Annotated in this window: 14 protein-coding genes, 1 tRNA gene and 1 other RNA gene; 10 read left to right on the plus strand and 6 right to left on the minus strand. The window is 41.3% G+C overall.

Annotated elements, in window-relative coordinates:
• A complete protein-coding gene (locus EPB74_RS04800) occupies positions 1-2,265 on the plus strand; it encodes a tetratricopeptide repeat protein (RefSeq protein WP_274903068.1) in 2,265 nt (754 codons plus the stop codon).
• A gap of 97 nt (positions 2,266-2,362) precedes the next feature.
• On the opposite strand, the gene EPB74_RS04805 is transcribed toward EPB74_RS04800, so the two are convergent.
• The 5 genes from EPB74_RS04805 to EPB74_RS04825 all read right to left on the minus strand — a co-directional run bounded on the left by EPB74_RS04805 (position 2,363) and on the right by EPB74_RS04825 (position 8,003).
• Positions 2,363-2,893 (minus strand): hypothetical protein, encoded by a 531-nt coding sequence (locus EPB74_RS04805; protein WP_274903069.1) that lies wholly within the window; start codon positions 2,891-2,893, stop codon positions 2,363-2,365.
• 260 nt (positions 2,894-3,153) lie between these two features.
• Positions 3,154-3,564, minus strand: a complete 411-nt coding sequence (locus EPB74_RS04810) for a hypothetical protein (RefSeq protein WP_274903070.1) — start codon at positions 3,562-3,564, stop codon at positions 3,154-3,156.
• A 360-nt stretch (positions 3,565-3,924) separates the two neighbouring features.
• Positions 3,925-6,366, minus strand: a complete 2,442-nt coding sequence (locus EPB74_RS04815) for a YgiQ family radical SAM protein (protein ID WP_274903072.1) — start codon at positions 6,364-6,366, stop codon at positions 3,925-3,927.
• Positions 6,367-6,597: 231 nt separating this feature from the next.
• Complete coding sequence (locus EPB74_RS04820; protein ID WP_079690856.1) at positions 6,598-7,356, minus strand: hypothetical protein; 759 nt, start codon at positions 7,354-7,356, stop codon at positions 6,598-6,600.
• A gap of 179 nt (positions 7,357-7,535) precedes the next feature.
• Entirely contained in the window at positions 7,536-8,003 is a 468-nt protein-coding gene (locus EPB74_RS04825) for an Lrp/AsnC family transcriptional regulator (protein WP_274903074.1), read from the minus strand.
• A 243-nt stretch (positions 8,004-8,246) separates the two neighbouring features.
• Here EPB74_RS04825 and rarD point away from each other — a divergent pair, with 243 nt between their 5' ends.
• Positions 8,247-9,269, plus strand: coding sequence for an EamA family transporter RarD (gene rarD / locus EPB74_RS04830; RefSeq protein ID WP_274903075.1), 1,023 nt, complete (start codon positions 8,247-8,249; stop codon positions 9,267-9,269).
• Positions 9,270-9,391: 122 nt separating this feature from the next.
• Here the strand turns inward: rarD and smpB are convergent, their stop codons facing one another.
• Positions 9,392-9,865, minus strand: coding sequence for an SsrA-binding protein SmpB (smpB, locus tag EPB74_RS04835; RefSeq protein WP_079690859.1), 474 nt, complete (start codon positions 9,863-9,865; stop codon positions 9,392-9,394).
• Positions 9,866-10,117: 252 nt separating this feature from the next.
• On the opposite strand from smpB, the gene coaD reads away from it, so the two are divergent.
• The 8 genes from coaD (at position 10,118) to lepB (ending at position 16,912) form a co-directional block, all read left to right on the plus strand.
• Positions 10,118-10,627: a pantetheine-phosphate adenylyltransferase gene (gene coaD / locus EPB74_RS04840; RefSeq protein ID WP_079690860.1), complete on the plus strand. Its 510-nt coding sequence runs from the start codon at positions 10,118-10,120 to the stop codon at positions 10,625-10,627.
• A gap of 81 nt (positions 10,628-10,708) precedes the next feature.
• Positions 10,709-10,957: a YfhL family 4Fe-4S dicluster ferredoxin gene (locus EPB74_RS04845; protein WP_011279634.1), complete on the plus strand. Its 249-nt coding sequence runs from the start codon at positions 10,709-10,711 to the stop codon at positions 10,955-10,957.
• 3 nt (positions 10,958-10,960) lie between these two features.
• Positions 10,961-12,292, plus strand: coding sequence for an adenosylmethionine--8-amino-7-oxononanoate transaminase (bioA, locus tag EPB74_RS04850; protein WP_274903078.1), 1,332 nt, complete (start codon positions 10,961-10,963; stop codon positions 12,290-12,292).
• Positions 12,293-12,294: 2 nt separating this feature from the next.
• Positions 12,295-13,014: a dethiobiotin synthase gene (gene bioD, locus EPB74_RS04855; RefSeq protein ID WP_274903079.1), complete on the plus strand. Its 720-nt coding sequence runs from the start codon at positions 12,295-12,297 to the stop codon at positions 13,012-13,014.
• A 66-nt stretch (positions 13,015-13,080) separates the two neighbouring features.
• An RNA gene (gene rnpB / locus EPB74_RS04860) (RNase P RNA component class A) lies at positions 13,081-13,463 on the plus strand.
• 175 nt (positions 13,464-13,638) lie between these two features.
• Positions 13,639-13,715, plus strand: a tRNA-Met gene (locus EPB74_RS04865).
• A 417-nt stretch (positions 13,716-14,132) separates the two neighbouring features.
• A complete protein-coding gene (gene lepA, locus EPB74_RS04870; protein WP_274903081.1) occupies positions 14,133-15,929 on the plus strand; it encodes a translation elongation factor 4 in 1,797 nt (598 codons plus the stop codon).
• Positions 15,930-16,009: 80 nt separating this feature from the next.
• Positions 16,010-16,912 carry a signal peptidase I gene (gene lepB, locus EPB74_RS04875; RefSeq protein ID WP_274903082.1) on the plus strand — a complete coding sequence of 301 codons (903 nt, stop codon included), beginning with the start codon at positions 16,010-16,012 and terminating at the stop codon, positions 16,910-16,912.
• Positions 16,913-17,056: the final 144 nt, after the last annotated feature.

Here is a 17,056-nt window from a genome sequence, read left to right on the forward strand (position 1 = left end):
ATGAGCATAGATAGCTACGAAAATTTAGATGAAGCGACTCAGAAACAGATTGAAGAATTGCAGAAAGTGACGAGTGAGAAAGATGGAGTCAAACTATTCGTAGCAGCTCAAGTTACTCTTGGGAAATTATTGCTTTATAACGGTTTTAAGAGCAGTGCTATCAAAGCATATTCTAATATTCAACGTTCATATGATTCGACTTTATATGCAGCTTCTCAATATACCATAGGCGAGATACTAGAAAATGAAGGAGAAACAAAGAGGGCATTAAAATATTTGAGAAACATAGAGTACTCTGATGATCCAAAAATATACGCAGCTGCTCAATATTATATTGGTTTTATTTTATCTGAAAGCAGTGATACTAAAGGAGCAATATCCATATGGAGTGCTGTTAAGCGTTCCGATAATATAAAAGCATATATTGAATCTCAGTTTGATATAGGTTTTTATTTAAAAGAAAGTGGCGATATTGAAGGAGCAATATCTGCATGGAGGAATATAGGTCGTTTAGATGATCTAGAGCTATATGGTCAAGCGCAATTTAATGTTGGGAGTAATTTGCTGGAAATTAATAAAACTGAAGAAGCGTTAACTGTTTGGCGTAATATTGATAAGTTTGATAATCCAGAAGCATATGCCAAAGCTCAACTAAGAATTGGAACTACTTTAACAGAAAGAGGGGATTATCAAGGTGGACTACTAGCATGGTGCAACGTTGAACGGAAAGATAATTTGGAAGCATATGCCAAAGCTCAGTTTAAAGTTGCAAGTTTTCTAATAGATTTTGAATATATTCAAGCAGCAATCGTAGAGTTGCAGCTTATTAAGCTTATAGATGATGCTGAAGCGTATGCTAAAGCGCAATTCAATATTGGTTTTTTATTAAATAAAAATGGTGACATAGAAGGTGCTTTGAAAGCATTTCATAACATCAAATGTGATAATGATATAGAGGCATACGGTAAAGCACAGTATGCTATAGGAGGAATATTAATTAGTTATAGCCCCCTTACAGACTATAGCGCTGCTAAAACCTCTTTTGAATTAGCAAGAGAAATGTTCCCATATGAAGCTCAATGTTATATAAGAATTTGCGAAATATTGAATTTTTTAGAAACAGAAAGCTTTGGTCTAAGCTCACTAAAATTATTAAACATAGTGTTAAATATAATTGGAATTCTAACCTTGGATTTTAATAAGTATGATAATGAGGAAAAGCCGTTTGAGAGGAAACTTGCTCATTATACTTCGACATATACATCTAATTTACTAATAGGTGATGATAAGAAAAAAAGATCTCCAAGCCTTTTTAGACTCAACACAATAAATAATGTTAATGATCCTAGCGAAGGCCAGTTGCTTGTTAGAAAGTTAAAAGAAATTAAGAGTAATGAGTTTTATCCACTGGATTTTAATGAGAGATTCCATGCTTTTATTAGCTGCTTTACTTTTAACCATGATAGTTTAAATCAGTTTAGATTATATGGTAAAGAAAACGACAAAGAGGCTTCTGGAATGAGCTTGGTATTCAGAAAAGATTTTTTTCAGTCTGAAAATTTCATAGGAGGTATTTCTCATCTTTCTATTGGTAGAGATACGAGTGAGAATATAAGTGATCCAAATAAAAATAACGTAAATCTACATAGTGTAAAACTTGAAGATGGAAAGAGAAGTAAAGAGGTGTTAAAACGATCCGTTATGAGGTGTGTATATTTAGACCCAACTTCAGAGTACTTCCATTTAGCACAACGTAATCGCTTAACATTTTTCAGAGAGTTTGGTGATAAAGTTATAGTTGTAAATGGTATTGAGAGACCTAAAGCTGAATATGAGTGGGAACTCTATGAAAAATATATAGGTAACATAACTAGCAAGTTCAAAAAAGCCTATGACGCGCTTAAAGTTATTTATAAAGAAGTAGAGCAAGAAATTGATAGCATAAGAGTGAACCTTGATGTTTCTAAAGCTGAGGAGCTAAGTGAGTTTACTGAAGAAATACTTCTGCCTTTAAAATATTTAATCAAACATTCAGCATTTCGTGAAGAGCAAGAGTGTAGGATGATTTATATCACTTCGGTTGATAGGCCTGAAGTGACAATGGAGTATGGTAGTTTTCTATATGTCGAGTACGAACCTAGCGTTAAAGACCATCTCGATAAAATTTATATAGCTCCTGCTGCGCTTCATCATAAACGATACTTCGACCACATTCTAAAAGATGTTGATGTACCAGTTGAGGTATCAGGGAATGTATTTCGATAGTTGAAGTAGAATGTGCAGTCAAGTATTAGTGGCAACCCAGAATCTATATTAATTGCTCATTTTTTGGATTGCCATCTATCTATACTATAGGTGACTTTCACTCCGCCATTTCCTCATGCCCCTTCACATCACCCTTCTTACCATCCGGCTGAATTACGATAGGTAACACCAACCCTTTTGCAAAATCCCCAGCCAACACATAATCATAACTGCTGGCAGCGACATCGGGTGTGGTATGAATGATAAGCGTCATGTCTTTATCATCGGTCAACTGATGTGAGACATAGCTTTCACTGAGCTGATCCAATGCTTTTGACAGCGCTTCGTTACTTGCCATACTTACCGTTAGGTTATGCTGAGCAGTGGCGTTATCAACCTTGAAATACTCGGCGTAGTCGCGGACATTTTGGCTATCAAGCGCAAACGGATACTGATAATTAGCGAGATCGGCTGGCTGTTCACCGCTTGCCATTGCTGACCAGTCAACCGTATTTGCCGCCGCTGCGTCTGCCATCGTTACCGCTGCGTCAGAGTTTTTATTAGCAGTATCAGCGCTATTATCGCAACCAGTTAGCGCCCACATGCTTGCAGCAGCGATTATTACTATATTCGTTAGGCGCTTTGACATCGACGTATTCTCTCTATTGTTTATCATAAGATGTTTTTATACATGGGCTATTTTGACAGCTTTCTTGGCGCTTCTCTAGCTAAATGCGTCAGAATACTGATTCTTATTATCGTAAAATTAAATAATGCGTATTGTCATCTATAAGACTATTTAAAATGGTAGGCATAAAAAAACAGCCACCAAATGATGACTGTTTATAGTAATGCTAAGTTTAACAATGATAGGTTTATCGTTATCAATGCACGATTAAACCGAAATCATTATCTACCCACTTGGCAATTCACTTGGTATTCTTTACCGTCAGCCCATTTCATAGCAAAGATACCTTTGTCGCCTTTCATGTGCCATGCATAGACAACTTCTGGGTTTGACTCATTGACGTAGCTTGCTGTATCGCCTTGTACTGCGCCATTTAAGATAACTGGCTGATTTGCCCAATTTACTTTAGGCAAGGTGGCGTTTAGCATTACTTGTTTTTTGTTGATTGACTGTTTTGCGTTGATAGTGCTGCCATCAGTACAGGTATAAGGTGCTGGTGCCATACGGTCATAAGCTGCGTCAGTAACGCTTTCTGAAGCAGGAGTATTTGGCGTAGTAGGAGCAGTAGTGGCACAGGCGCTTAGTAGGGCGAGGGCAGGTAGAGCAGTAGCAATTTTAGTGAGGGTATTCATGGTTTTCTCCAAAGGTATAAAAGCTATCATGTATTTGTTATTAACTATGCGTTAAGCATATAGCGCATATACTAACGAAAACAGCCCTTAAATAATGTTAGAAATTGTTTGTTACGTGTTCATTTAGTTACTTAACGACTGAATAATGTAACGGTTTATTTAAGGTGTTTATTATTTAAGGTATTTAAAAACCGCTAAGTGTTAACAAACTGAACAATGAGTGCGTTAAGACATAATCAATTTTAAATAAGAAAGCGTCTATCGACTGGAGAGCCGATAGACGCTTATTATTGAACTGACTTAAGAGGTTGTGACTGCTTTAAAAACGACTTAATTTGGCAGCATGATCTACTATATTAGCTACTTAGTTTTGCGTGGCGGTAGACCAGTATGCTGAGTTTGGAAATTACCTTTAGTTACTTTTTTCGCATTTCTACCCGAGGTGTTTTTCGCCGCGCTCGCACTATTATTATTGCGCTTTACAGAATCATTACCTAAGCGGCTGTTCTTTTTACGTGCCGATTGATAGCTATCTTGTGCGGCTTCACGCCCTTCTAAGCTGGCATTAAATGGTGGAATTAAGCAGCCACGATTTTTACCAATCAAATCACCACGGCCCATATCTTGCAGCGCTTTACGTAACATTACCCAGTTTTTAGGGTCGTGATAGCGTAAAAAGGCTTTATGCAATTTGCGCTGTTTACCAGATTTGACGATATCCATATCACCTTCGTCACGGCTGATTTTATGCAGTGGGTCTTTATGAGTGTGATACATAGTCGTCGCGGTCGCCATCGGGCTTGGGTAAAACGCTTGTACTTGGTCAGCGCGGTAGCCATTGCTTTTTAGCCATAGCGCTAGATTCATCATGTCTTCATCTTTGGTGCCCGGATGGGCGGCGATAAAGTAAGGAATCAAATACTGCTCTTTGCCCGCTTCTTGGCTGTACTGCTCAAACATGGCTTTAAACTTGTCATAATTGCCCATGCCAGGTTTCATCATTTTTGATAGCACGTTTTCTTCTGAATGCTCAGGGGCAATTTTTAGATAACCGCCGACATGATGACTGACCAATTCTTTGACATATTCAGGGTCTTTAATCGCCAAATCATAACGCAGACCTGAGGCGATAAGGATTTTTTTCACGCCTTTGATATCACGCGCTTTACGGTATAACTTCGTCAAATTACTATGATCGGTAATCAGATTTTCGCAAACATCAGGATAAACACAAGATGGTTTACGGCAGTTTTTCTCAATAGTGTCGTCTTTACAGTTTAGGCGATACATATTAGCGGTTGGCCCACCGAGGTCAGATATCACCCCAGTAAAGTTCGGTGCAGTATCACGAATCGCTTCGACTTCACGTAAGATAGATTCTTCTGAGCGGTTTTGGATAATGCGTCCTTCGTGCTCGGTGATAGAGCAAAAAGTACAGCCGCCAAAACAGCCGCGCATGATATTGACCGAAAATTTAATCATGTCATACGCAGGAATACGCGCATCGCCATAGCTTGGATGCGGAAGACGCGCATAAGGCAAGTCAAACACGTAATCCATCTCTTCGGTTGAGAGAGGAATCGGTGGTGGATTTAGCCATACATCGATAGAGGTGTGCGAGTTACCCGCGCCGCTACTATGACGTTGTACCAGCGCGCGTGCATTACCCGGATTGGTCTCAAGGTGCAAAATACGGCTGGCATGGGCATAAAGTACAGGGTCGGATTTGACATGCTCGTAATCGGGCAGACGAATGACGGTTTGCTCGCGCGGTGGCATTTTAAATTTATGTTTACGAGCGGTTTGCGGTTTATCAAAGCCACGCATTTGTACCACTTGGGTTTCTTCGTCAACTTGCTCTGCGTTGAGTATTTTATTTGCCACTGGCTCAGACACGAAGCCCGGATATTGCCCTGCCATTCCTGTCATTCCCGACATGGCTTGTCCAACCGGTGAATCAGAAGGTTTATCTTGCTCAATTGAACATTGGTCAACGTCTTCAGTCATCACATATGGGTTGATAATCGGATCAACACGACCAACCGTATCGACATCATTACTGGCAACTTCGGTCATGCCCGCTTGCCAATGACGACGGGTTGGGGTCAATAAATAAGACGTGCCACGTAAGCTACTCATTTGCTCAAAGCTATAGCCTTTAGATAAACCATGTACCACATCGACGATGGCGCGCTCTGCATTACCATATAATAAAACATCGGCACGGGCATCCATCAAAATACTACGACGCACTTTATCCGACCAGTAGTCATAATGCGCGATACGGCGCAGACTGCCTTCGATACCGCCCAAGATAATAGGCACATCAGGATAGGCTTCACGGCAGCGCTGGCTATAGACAATAGCGGCGCGATCAGGGCGTTTGTCAGCGACGTTACCCGGTGAATAAGCGTCATCGCTACGGATTTTACGGTCAGCGGTATAACGATTAATCATGCTGTCCATATTACCGGCAGTCACGCCATAAGCGTAGACCGGCTTACCAAGCTCCATAAAGGCGTCTTTACTTTTCCAATCTGGCTGAGCAATGATACCGACGCGAAAGCCTTGTGCTTCTAGCAAGCGTCCGATAATTGCCATACCAAAGCTTGGATGATCGACATACGCATCGCCTGAGATGATAATGACGTCACAGGCATCCCAGCCAAGCTCATCCATCTCTTTGCGGCTCATCGGTAAATAAGGCGCAGGCTCGTAGCAGCTCGCCCAATGTTTGTCGTAGTCGTAAAGGGGTTTAGTACCTTGTTTAAAGGCGGTGCGGGCGATGGTATCGGCAGACATGAGCGGACCTGTTAATTAGAAAAATTGCACTGAAAATATAGCCCCTATTAACAAAGGATAATAATGGCTAAATTAAAAGCGCTCATTTTAACATGAATTGCACTCACTATGTCATAAACGATGATAAACGATTGGCGATAAGTTATTGATAGCGTAAGATAATATACCAGTAAGGAGGCTTCTAAAAAATTAGAAAACTCCTTATTTTAAGCAGTCTTTAATAGAGTAAATTTATTGCTCTAGTAGCTGGAAAGGGAAAGTAATCACGTCAAAGGCTAGCGCAAAGGGTAGTAAGACCAGTTTTTGAGCGCTATTGGGTCCATTACGCGAGACTTGAGTCTGCTGGGTTTGGGTGTAAAAGCTCACCATATAAGGTTTGCTTAAGGCGCGATAATTTGATTGAATTAAGCTTAAGTTACTCACTTGTGGGTAGATGGCGCCTTTCACAGGAACGCTAAAACAAAAGCGCTGAGCATTGATGCGCTGATCACTGGCTGACGTGCATTCTTTACCGTTATTTTGTAAAAAGAACTGATAGTCAGAACGCTTAAACTCATCCTTTAGTTTGGCGTAAGAAAGCTTCATTTCTCCTTGAAAATAACCATCATTGTTGGGTACATAAAACTTCATCTCATTATCGACTTGGATATTTTTTGGGGTTAGATTGGTCAATAAATTCACCATCTCCGTTCCCCCTTGAGTCAGCACATAGCTGTTTTTTTCACCGACGATCACCATCGTAGCGTTTGGCATTTTTGGTAATGCTTGTGCAGGACGACCAAAAGCGACGATTTGATCTTCGGATAAGACATTATTGCTAGGCGTGCTGCTGACCTGATTGTTATTTTCTAATAATGAGCTGGTGGCACAGCCTGAGCTGGCTAGCAAGGCGGCAAACAAAGCGCCTGATATTACGGTTTTTGGATTGATACGTTTTAGAAGTGAATGAATAGGTTTTTCTATATTAATATGAGCGGTACTTTTAATCATAAGAGGGCATCCTTGTCCGTATTTTTAAATTGAATTGACTATATTTACTTATTATTAATATTAGCAGTTATTCATTACTAATATCGATTATTTAAAGCAATATAGGCAAGTTAATATAAATGTCTATTTTCTATTTAGAACTGACTATATTTAATAAAAGCTATATCCTACAGAAAAACTTAATCCAGTAAAATCTTGGTGCCACTCTTGGTAAAGTTCATCACAAACTGGCTTTTAAAGCTGCGCACATTATTCTCGTACGTCAGCAGATTGCGTGTAAATTCATGATAATCATTCATATTCTTGGCATTGACCATCAACATAAAATCCGCATCACCCGATACTTCATAGCAGCTCATGACTCGCGGTTGATCATGCATCAAGCGCTCAAATCGATGCTGCATTGAGTTATTAGAGCGCAACATCTCTATCATCACCACCGCTGTTAGCCCATATCCAACCTTATTTGGATCAACGATAGCGACTTGCTTGGTGATTACACCGTGGTCAGTTAACGCTTGAATGCGGCGCTGGGCAGTAGCGATAGAGATATGTACTTTTTCTGCCACAGCTTTCAATGGCAATGTCGCATCCGCTTGTAGCAAGTTTAAAATCGCTTTATCAGTATCATCTAAAAGCTGGCTCACAGTGTTTTTTCCTAAATAGTATGGCGTAAAATATTTATCTATCGTTATTATCACTATAAATAAATTTATGAGAAAATATCTAAGATTTAAGATAAAAAAGGATAATTATATTCGTAATAAAGATTATATAGAAATTATATTTCATAGCACTACATTAAAATACACCGTATCAATCAAAGCTGACCAACAAGCACAACCATCAATAGTTGGTTTGTTTAAGGTCTACTATTTACGGTGCTTTTTATGTCAACCTCAGTCCTATCTACTGTACTCACGAATACGCTAGCAACCACCGTTTCGCGCTTGCCACTGCCTGCGATGTGGACAGCAGGTAGCGCACAGCAACGCACCTTAATCATGGGTGTGATGCTGGCGATATTGTCAAACGTTTTATTTGGTGTGCTTTATGCTTACAGTAGCTTTTTAGCGCCGTTATCAGGCACGCAAGTATTTATCTGGCGTATGCTAGCAATGTGGGCGGCATTAATAGGCTATTCAATCATTAGTGGGCGTTTAGGCACTCATATCGACAAACTAAAAACCTTAGGTTCTGTTAAGCAATGGGCTTGGTTACTATTACCAACGCCGATATTTCTCAGTCAGTTTTGGCTATTTATGTGGGCGCCAGTAAATGGTCAAGGTGTACAGACAGCAATGGGTTATTTTTTATTCCCACTGATGATGGTGGTATTTGGTTGCGTGCTATTTGGCGAAAAGTTAAGTCGTTTGCAATGGTTGGCAGTGGGCTTTGCCGCATTAGGGGTGGGCAGCGAGATTGTGCGCACGCAAAGCGTTTCATGGGCAACACTTTGGGTCTGCGGAACCTATCCTATTTATTATATTTTACGTCGTCTGCAAGGTATCAGTGCGATTACTGGCTTATTGGTCGATTTAACTATTTTTGCACCGTTTGCCTTGGCGTATTTAGTTTTCGTCGCGCCAAGTAGCTTAAGCTTAGTTGGTGGTTCAGGGTTTTTTATCATGATGCTAATAGGTTTGGGTATCTTAAGTGTATTGGCAATGAAAACCAACGTCGATGCCAGTCAGATGCTGCCGATGAACGTCTATGGCATGATGAGCTATATAGAGCCGGCGTTATTATTTATTTTGGCAATCACTGTATTAGGTAATCCATTTGAGTCAGCGATGATCTATAGTTATGGGTTAATTTGGCTTGGGATTGTTTGTTTGATTGTTCATGGTGTACGTCAATCGCGCCGTTCTCATAAACAGTCGAAAATGACAAAAGCTTCTCACGCGGCTTAAGCGTTTATACAAACGATGAGTAAACCAAATAAAAAAAGGACGATTCAGCCAATTGGTTGAATCGTCCTTTTTTATCGCGCTAAAAATAATCAATTTAAGACAGTAGTATTAAACCAATAAATTTAGTCGGCATTTTTAAAGCCACGCTGCTTATCACGTTCCCAATCACGGTCTTTAAGCGTTTTGCGTTTATCGTGCTGCTTTTTACCTAATGCTAAAGCAATCTGACATTTCACCAGCGAGTTTTTCCAGTAGCAGGATAACGGCACGCAAGCATAACCTTTTTGATTGACTGCACCCATTAACTTTTCGATTTCGCGGCGATTAAGTAATAGCTTACGCGTACGGATACTATCAGGGCTGACATGCGTTGAGCTACTCAGCAACGGCTGAATATGCGCGCCAAATATGAAAGCTTCATTATTACGAAAGATAATATAAGCTTCGGTAATGGTCATTTTACCCGCGCGAATGGCTTTCACTTCCCAGCCTTGTAACGACAGTCCTGCCTCAAAAGTCTCTTCAATAAAGTACTCATGACGAGCCTTTTTATTGGCACATATTTGATTTTCCGGTTTTTTTGATTTTTTTGACATAATTTCTCCATAAGGACTTCAAAATATATTGCCCTTGTCTAACAGTCCTCATCCGAACCCTTTAATATGGATTGTCTTTTATTAAGTAATAAGAGGGATGAGTCGAACCGACTATTGTAGCAAAGCAGTCGGTGTAAAGGTAAGTCGGCTGTTAGGACAAATGTAGCAGATAAGTATTAAGTTTGGGCAAAATTTGCTAGCATATACCTTATTATTACCAACCACGTTATCACCAACCATATTGGTCCTGCTATGAGCCTTCCTACTTCTTCAAAATTGCATACCAAAATTTTATATCCTGGCACCTTTGACCCCATTACTAATGGTCATGTGGACTTAGTCACGCGTGCGACCAAATTGTTTGATGAGGTGGTGATTGCTGTTGCCTCAGGACATCATAAAAAGCCATTATTTAACTTTGAAGAGCGCGTTACTTTGGTCGAAACGGTATTTGCCGATTTACCGCAAGTATCAGTAATTGGCTTTGAAGGCTTACTCGTTGACTTTATGCGTGAAAAAAATGCCACAGCAGTATTGCGTGGTTTGCGTGCGATGTCAGATTTTGAGTATGAATTTCAATTGGCGAATATGAACCGTGAGCTCGATGAAAACTTTGAAGCGGTGTTTTTAACACCATCGCAAAATTACTCTTTTATCTCGTCTACTATGATTCGTGAAATTGCTAAGCTTGGCGGTGATGTGACTAAATTTGTGCCACCTTGTGTTTCTGAAGCTTTTATTCAAAAGCTCGGTAGTAAGTAGATCGCGTAGCTGTGTTAGATTGCGTGGTTTTTTATACAAATAATAGATACAAATGCCTTATGGAAAAAAAAGGAGCAGTTTATGGCGTTATTAATTACGGATGAATGCATCAACTGTGATGTGTGTGAGCCTGCCTGCCCAAACGAAGCCATCTCAGAAGGCGATGATATTTATGTGATTGACCCTGATTTATGCACCGAATGTGTCGGACACTTTGATGAGCCGCAATGCGTGGTCATTTGCCCCGTCGATTGTATCCCTCACGACCCTAATCATGTCGAAACCGAAAGCGATTTGATGTCAAAGTATAAGCGTATTACCGGTAAATAAAACATGACAACATCACTATTATCTACGAAACTTTCATCTGCCAACAGTTTTGACCAGCAACATCTCTGGCATCCTTATGCCAGCTTGCCGCCCAGTTATCCCAATATCATGATTGACCACGCTGAAGGTATTTATATCGTCACTGAAGATGGCACGCGCCTGATTGATGGCATGTCGTCATGGTGGGCAAGCGTGCATGGCTATAATCATCCTAAGCTAAACGCTGCGATTATTGAACAATTGGGCAAAATGGCGCATGTCATGTTTGGCGGTTTGACCCATCAGCCCGCGATAGACTTGGGTAAAAAACTACTGTCAATCGTTCCGGCTGGACTTGATGCTATCTTTTATGCCGATAGTGGCAGCATTGCGGTAGAAGTGGCACTAAAAATGGCATTGCAATATCAAATTGCCGCCAAGCGCCCAGCTAAACAGCAATTTACCTCGACTCATTCAGGTTATTATGGCGATACCTGGCATGCGATGAGTGTCTGCGATCCAGTAGCAGGCATGCATAGTTTGTATGGCAATCAATTGCCGATGCAGCATTTTGTAGCAGCGCCGCCATTGGGTTTTGAGCGTGAGCTGATCCAAAGCGAGCGTGATGAATTAACGGCGTTCTTTGCTAAAAATAGCGATAAGCTGGCAGGTTTTATTATTGAGCCGATTATTCAAGGCGCAGGCGGTATGCGCTTTTATAGCCCTCAGTATTTGCAACTGTTGCGTCAGCTATGTGATAAATACGACGTAGTACTGATTGCCGATGAAATCGCCACTGGCTTTGGTCGTAGTGGTAAATTATTCGCTTGTGAGCATGCGGGTATTAGTCCCGACATTATAACGATAGGCAAAGCATTGACTGGCGGTTATATGACCTTTGCCGCGACTTTATGTACGCGAAAAATTGCTGATACCATTAGTCAAAGTGATTATCCAGCCCTTATGCATGGCCCCACTTTTATGGGCAATCCATTGGCTTGTGCCGTTGCTTGTGCATCGATTGATTTGATAGTGTCTTATGATATCGAAGCGCGCACCACAAATATGCAAGCTGTCATGGAACAGCAACTTAACCCAGCTGCAAGGCTAGAAGGTGTTAAAGAAGTGCGTTGTTTGGGTGCGGTAGCGGTGATTGAGTTATATGACGCTGTCGATATGCCGGCCTTCCAATCTTTGCTGATTGAAAATGGCATTTGGGTTAGACCGTTTGGTAAGTTAGTCTATATCATGCCGCCTTATGTGATTACAGATGACGAACTTATTACCCTTTGCCAAGCGTTATTAAAAGTGGTCAGTATTTATTTAGCGCAAAATTTTTTGACTGAAGAAGATTAGCTATGAGCGTTCTATTTATCTCTGGTATTGATACCGATATTGGCAAGACTTATGCTACTGGGACGATTGCTAAAGCGCTTATGCAGCAAGGTATTAATGTCATCACCCAAAAGCTGGTACAAAAGGGCGTGACAGTTAATCCACATACTGGCGAAATGGATATTGCCGACGATATTATTACTCACCGCCAATTGATGGGCGTTTCACTACAGCCTTGCGATCTTGATTTTACCACTTGTCTTTATCGTTATGAGAAGCCTGCGTCACCGCATTTATCCGCGAAACTTGCTAATAAGGTGTTAGACCCTGAAGTGATTACCAACGCGACACGCCGTTTGCAAAGTAAGTATGACGTGGTGTTATTAGAAGGGGCTGGCGGGTTGTTAGTTCCAATCACTGAGCAGTTATTAACCTTAGATTATGTTGCTGCTCAAGGCTATGCGGTCATTCTAGTCACTTCCGGCCGCTTGGGTAGTATCAATCATACCTTGCTGAGTTTGGAAGCGATAAAGTCGCGTGGTTTAAACGTTCATAGTGTTATTTACAACCACATTCATGATAATTCTGCTCAGACGGATGAACAGATAGCAGCTAGTACGATAGAATTTTTGCAAAGTTATCTTCAGCAGCATTATCCAAGTGCACATTGGTTGTCTTTACCTGTGCAAGAGGATAATGGCTTTAATAATGTAGATTATATACTTCCTCAAGACTTTATATAAATCACCGCTAAAAATAAGCTAAAAACACTTTCCCAAATAAGTATTAATTTTGCTATACTAGCGCGCTTGGTAGACTAGGCAATCGCCGCTGCACACTGGCAACAGACATGCAGGGGAGGAAAGTCCGGGCTACATAGGGCAGCGTGCCAGCTAACGGCTGGGCAGGGTAACTTGACGACCAGTGCAGCAGAGAGAAGACCGCCTTTGGCTTATATGGGTATCGCAAGATATTCATGTCATCGGTAAGGGTGAAAGGGTGCGGTAAGAGCGCACCGCGTGGCTGGCAACAGTTCACGGCATGGTAAACTCCACGCGTAGCAAGACCAAATAGGCATCGGCATGGCGCGGCCCGCGTTCGATGCGGGTAGGTTGCTTGAGCGTATTAGCGATGATACGCCTAGAGGAATGATTGTCCACGACAGAACCCGGCTTATCGGTTTACCAACCTTTTTAGCAGTTTGTTCAACGTATCTTTTTAATATCTTTTCTTTAAAAAGACACGGCAGTACAGCTTGGTATTTTAAATTTGCGCTTATTTTGAATTTAATTCAATGTTTTTTGCAAAAAATGCTTTTTAGGGGTTGACGGAAGTCACTCATATCGGCATAATACCGAGCCTTAAATGGCGATGTAGCTCAGCTGGTTAGAGCGCATGACTCATAATCGTGAGGTCAAGAGTTCAAGTCTCTTCATCGCCACCATTTATATGCAGTTGCTCAAATTTAAAAAGCCAATCATTATATGATTGGTTTTTTTTTGCCTGTTTTATGGCTGATAATAAATGGCTATACACAGAATCTATCAGTTCTAGCTTAGTAAATGTTCTGTATTTGAAGTCAGTCTGATTAAACTCATTTATTAATCAAAATCTTGCTGATAAAATCGCCTTACTTTACAGTGGAAAACTGCTAGAATACTCTCACATGCCTGCGCGTAGTAATAAGTACTATTAATTAGTAATAAGCGCCATAGGCTTTTAATTTGATAAGATAGTTTCTTAACTTAATACGGTAGTATTAGCGTATTGGCTGATATTAAGTATGAGTGGAGATTCTATTGATTCCATCTAACAGCATTTATTTTCATTACTCCATCCTCCATTATTTAGTAGGCGCTTTGTGACTGCATTAGCCAATATTCGTAACTTTTCTATTATTGCCCACATTGATCATGGCAAGTCGACCCTTGCTGATCGTTTTATTCAGATGTGTGGCGCGCTGCAAGATCGCGAGATGCAGGCGCAAGTCCTCGATTCGATGGATATTGAGCGTGAGCGCGGTATCACGATTAAAGCACAATCGGTGACGCTGTATTATGACCATCCCAATGGTGAGCGCTATCAGCTGAACTTTATTGATACGCCTGGACACGTCGATTTTTCTTATGAAGTATCGCGTTCACTAGCGGCTTGTGAAGGCGCGCTATTGGTCGTTGATGCGGCGCAAGGTGTGGAAGCACAATCGGTTGCCAACTGTTATACCGCAGTTGATCAAGGTTTGGAGGTAATGGCAGTCTTAAATAAGATTGACTTACCACAAGTTGAGCCTGAGCGTGTCATTCAAGAGATTGAAGACATCATCGGTATCGATGCCGTTGATGCCCCACGCGTTTCAGCAAAATCTGGTCTTGGCGTTGATAAATTACTTGAGGCGTTGGTTGAATTTATCCCTGCGCCAACGGGTGATCGTGACGCCCCGCTACAAGCGTTGATTATTGATTCGTGGTTTGATAATTACTTGGGCGTCGTATCATTAGTACGTGTGCGCCAAGGTACGATAAAAAAAGGCGATAAACTTTATATTAAATCTACCAAAGATGCGCATCTAGTCGGCTCAATTGGTGTCTTTACCCCGAAGCCGGTAGAGACGGGTATTTTACAAGCGGGTGAAGTGGGCTTTATTATTGCCGGTATTAAAGACATTGCTGGTGCGCCGGTTGGTGATACGATTACTCATGCCAGTACGCCTGATGTTGAGCGTATTCCTGGGTTTAAACAGATTACCCCGCAAGTTTATGCCGGTATGTTCCCTGTTGAGTCTACTGATTTCGAAAAATTCCGTGAAGCGCTGCAAAAGCTACAGATTAACGATGCGTCGTTATTTTTTGAGCCAGATACTTCAGATGCACTAGGTTTTGGTTTCCGTTGTGGCTTCCTCGGTATGCTGCATATGGAGATTATTCAAGAGCGTCTAGAGCGTGAATATGACTTGGATTTGATTACCACTGCGCCTTCGGTCATTTACGAGATTGTGAAAAAAGATGGCGAGATTATTTACGTTGATAACCCATCACGGCTGCCTGAACCGAATAATATCGAAGAGTTTCGTGAGCCAATAGCCCGCTGTCAGATTTTAGTACCGCAAGATTACTTGGGTAACGTCATGACCTTGTGTATCGAGCGCCGTGGTGTGCAAGTTGACATGCGCTTTATGGGTCGTCAAGTACAGCTGATATTCGATATTCCGATGGGTGAAGTGGTCATGGATTTCTTTGACCGTCTAAAATCAGTCTCACGCGGCTTTGCGTCGCTTGATTATAATTTTGAGCGTTATCAAGTCGATAAATTGGTTAAGGTTGACGTATTAATTAATGGTGATAAAGTCGATGCGCTTGCCATGATTGTGCATGAAACCCAATCACGCTACCGTGGTAATGCGCTGGTTGGGAAGATGAAAGAGCTGATCCCGCGCCAGATGTTTGATGTGGCGATTCAAGCGGCGATCGGTAGCCAGATTATTGGACGTAGTACGGTTAAAGCTATGCGTAAAGACGTCTTAGCCAAATGTTATGGCGGTGATGTCTCGCGTAAGAAAAAGCTATTGTCTAAGCAAAAAGCCGGTAAAAAACGCATGAAGCAAGTCGGTAATGTGGAGATTCCACAAGAAGCCTTCTTAGCAGTACTTCAAGTAGATTAAGAGATTGATATACGCATAACCATCGCTAGTCTTATAAATTAAAATAGTCAGATAAGTAGCTCGCTAATAGGCAATTAAGTATGGATTTTGATTTTAATTTGATTTTAGTGCCATTAACCATCGGCTTGGGTATTATTTGGCTATTAGATAAGTTGACGCTTAAACAACGTAAAACCCGTGGTCGCGGTAAAGAGAGCTTGCTGGTACGCTGGGCGTATGATTTTTTTCCTGTGTTAGCTGTGGTGCTTATTGTACGCTCGTTCTTAATTGAGCCGTTCAATATTCCTTCGTCTTCTATGGTACCGACCTTATATACTGGCGATTTTATTGCCGTCAATAAATACGCTTATGGTGTGCGTTTGCCATTAACTTATAATAAAGTGCTGGATACGGGCGCGCCTGAGCATGGCGACGTGGCAGTTTTTCGCTATCCAGAAAACCCGAGTATTTATTATATTAAGCGGGTCATTGGTCTGCCGGGTGATACCGTCAGTTATAACCAAGGTACGCTTGCGATTAACGACGTCCCTGTGAACACTGTCGCCGTTGATTTTGACGCTAATGCTGAGCTGACATCACAGCTGTATTCGGCAGGTCAAGTGGCACCAGGTCAAATGCTCACAGAAGAGAATGCCGCTGCAATGGGCCAGCAAGAAGAAGGCGAAGCGCAGTATTTCAAAGAAACCCAAGGGAAGCATGAATATATCGTTCGCTATTTGAGTGGCATGAACAGCTCGCAATATGCACCATTTTTGCAGCAACAGTCGCCCGAAGTTGTTAGCTCAGAAGGTAATGAGTGGCATATTAAGGTGCCAGAAGGTCAATACTTTGTGATGGGTGATAACCGCGATCGTAGTGCGGATGGCCGTTTTTGGGGATTCGTCCCTGATGATAATTTAGCGGGCAAAGCCGTTTATATTTGGATGCATAAACCGCCTGGTCTTAACTTACCGACCTTTAAACGTAACGGTGCTATCGATTAATATTATCAATACTCGACGGATTAAGTTATCGATAATAGTTTTGTGATAATATCATGGCTATTTAAGGCACTACTATCTAGATGATAGATAGGGACTAAAACATGGTAATTTATAAGCATGGTAAATTACCAATATAGCAACTTT

The sequence above is a fragment of the Psychrobacter sp. DAB_AL62B genome (assembly GCF_028895345.1).
Lineage (GTDB): Bacteria > Pseudomonadota > Gammaproteobacteria > Pseudomonadales > Moraxellaceae > Psychrobacter.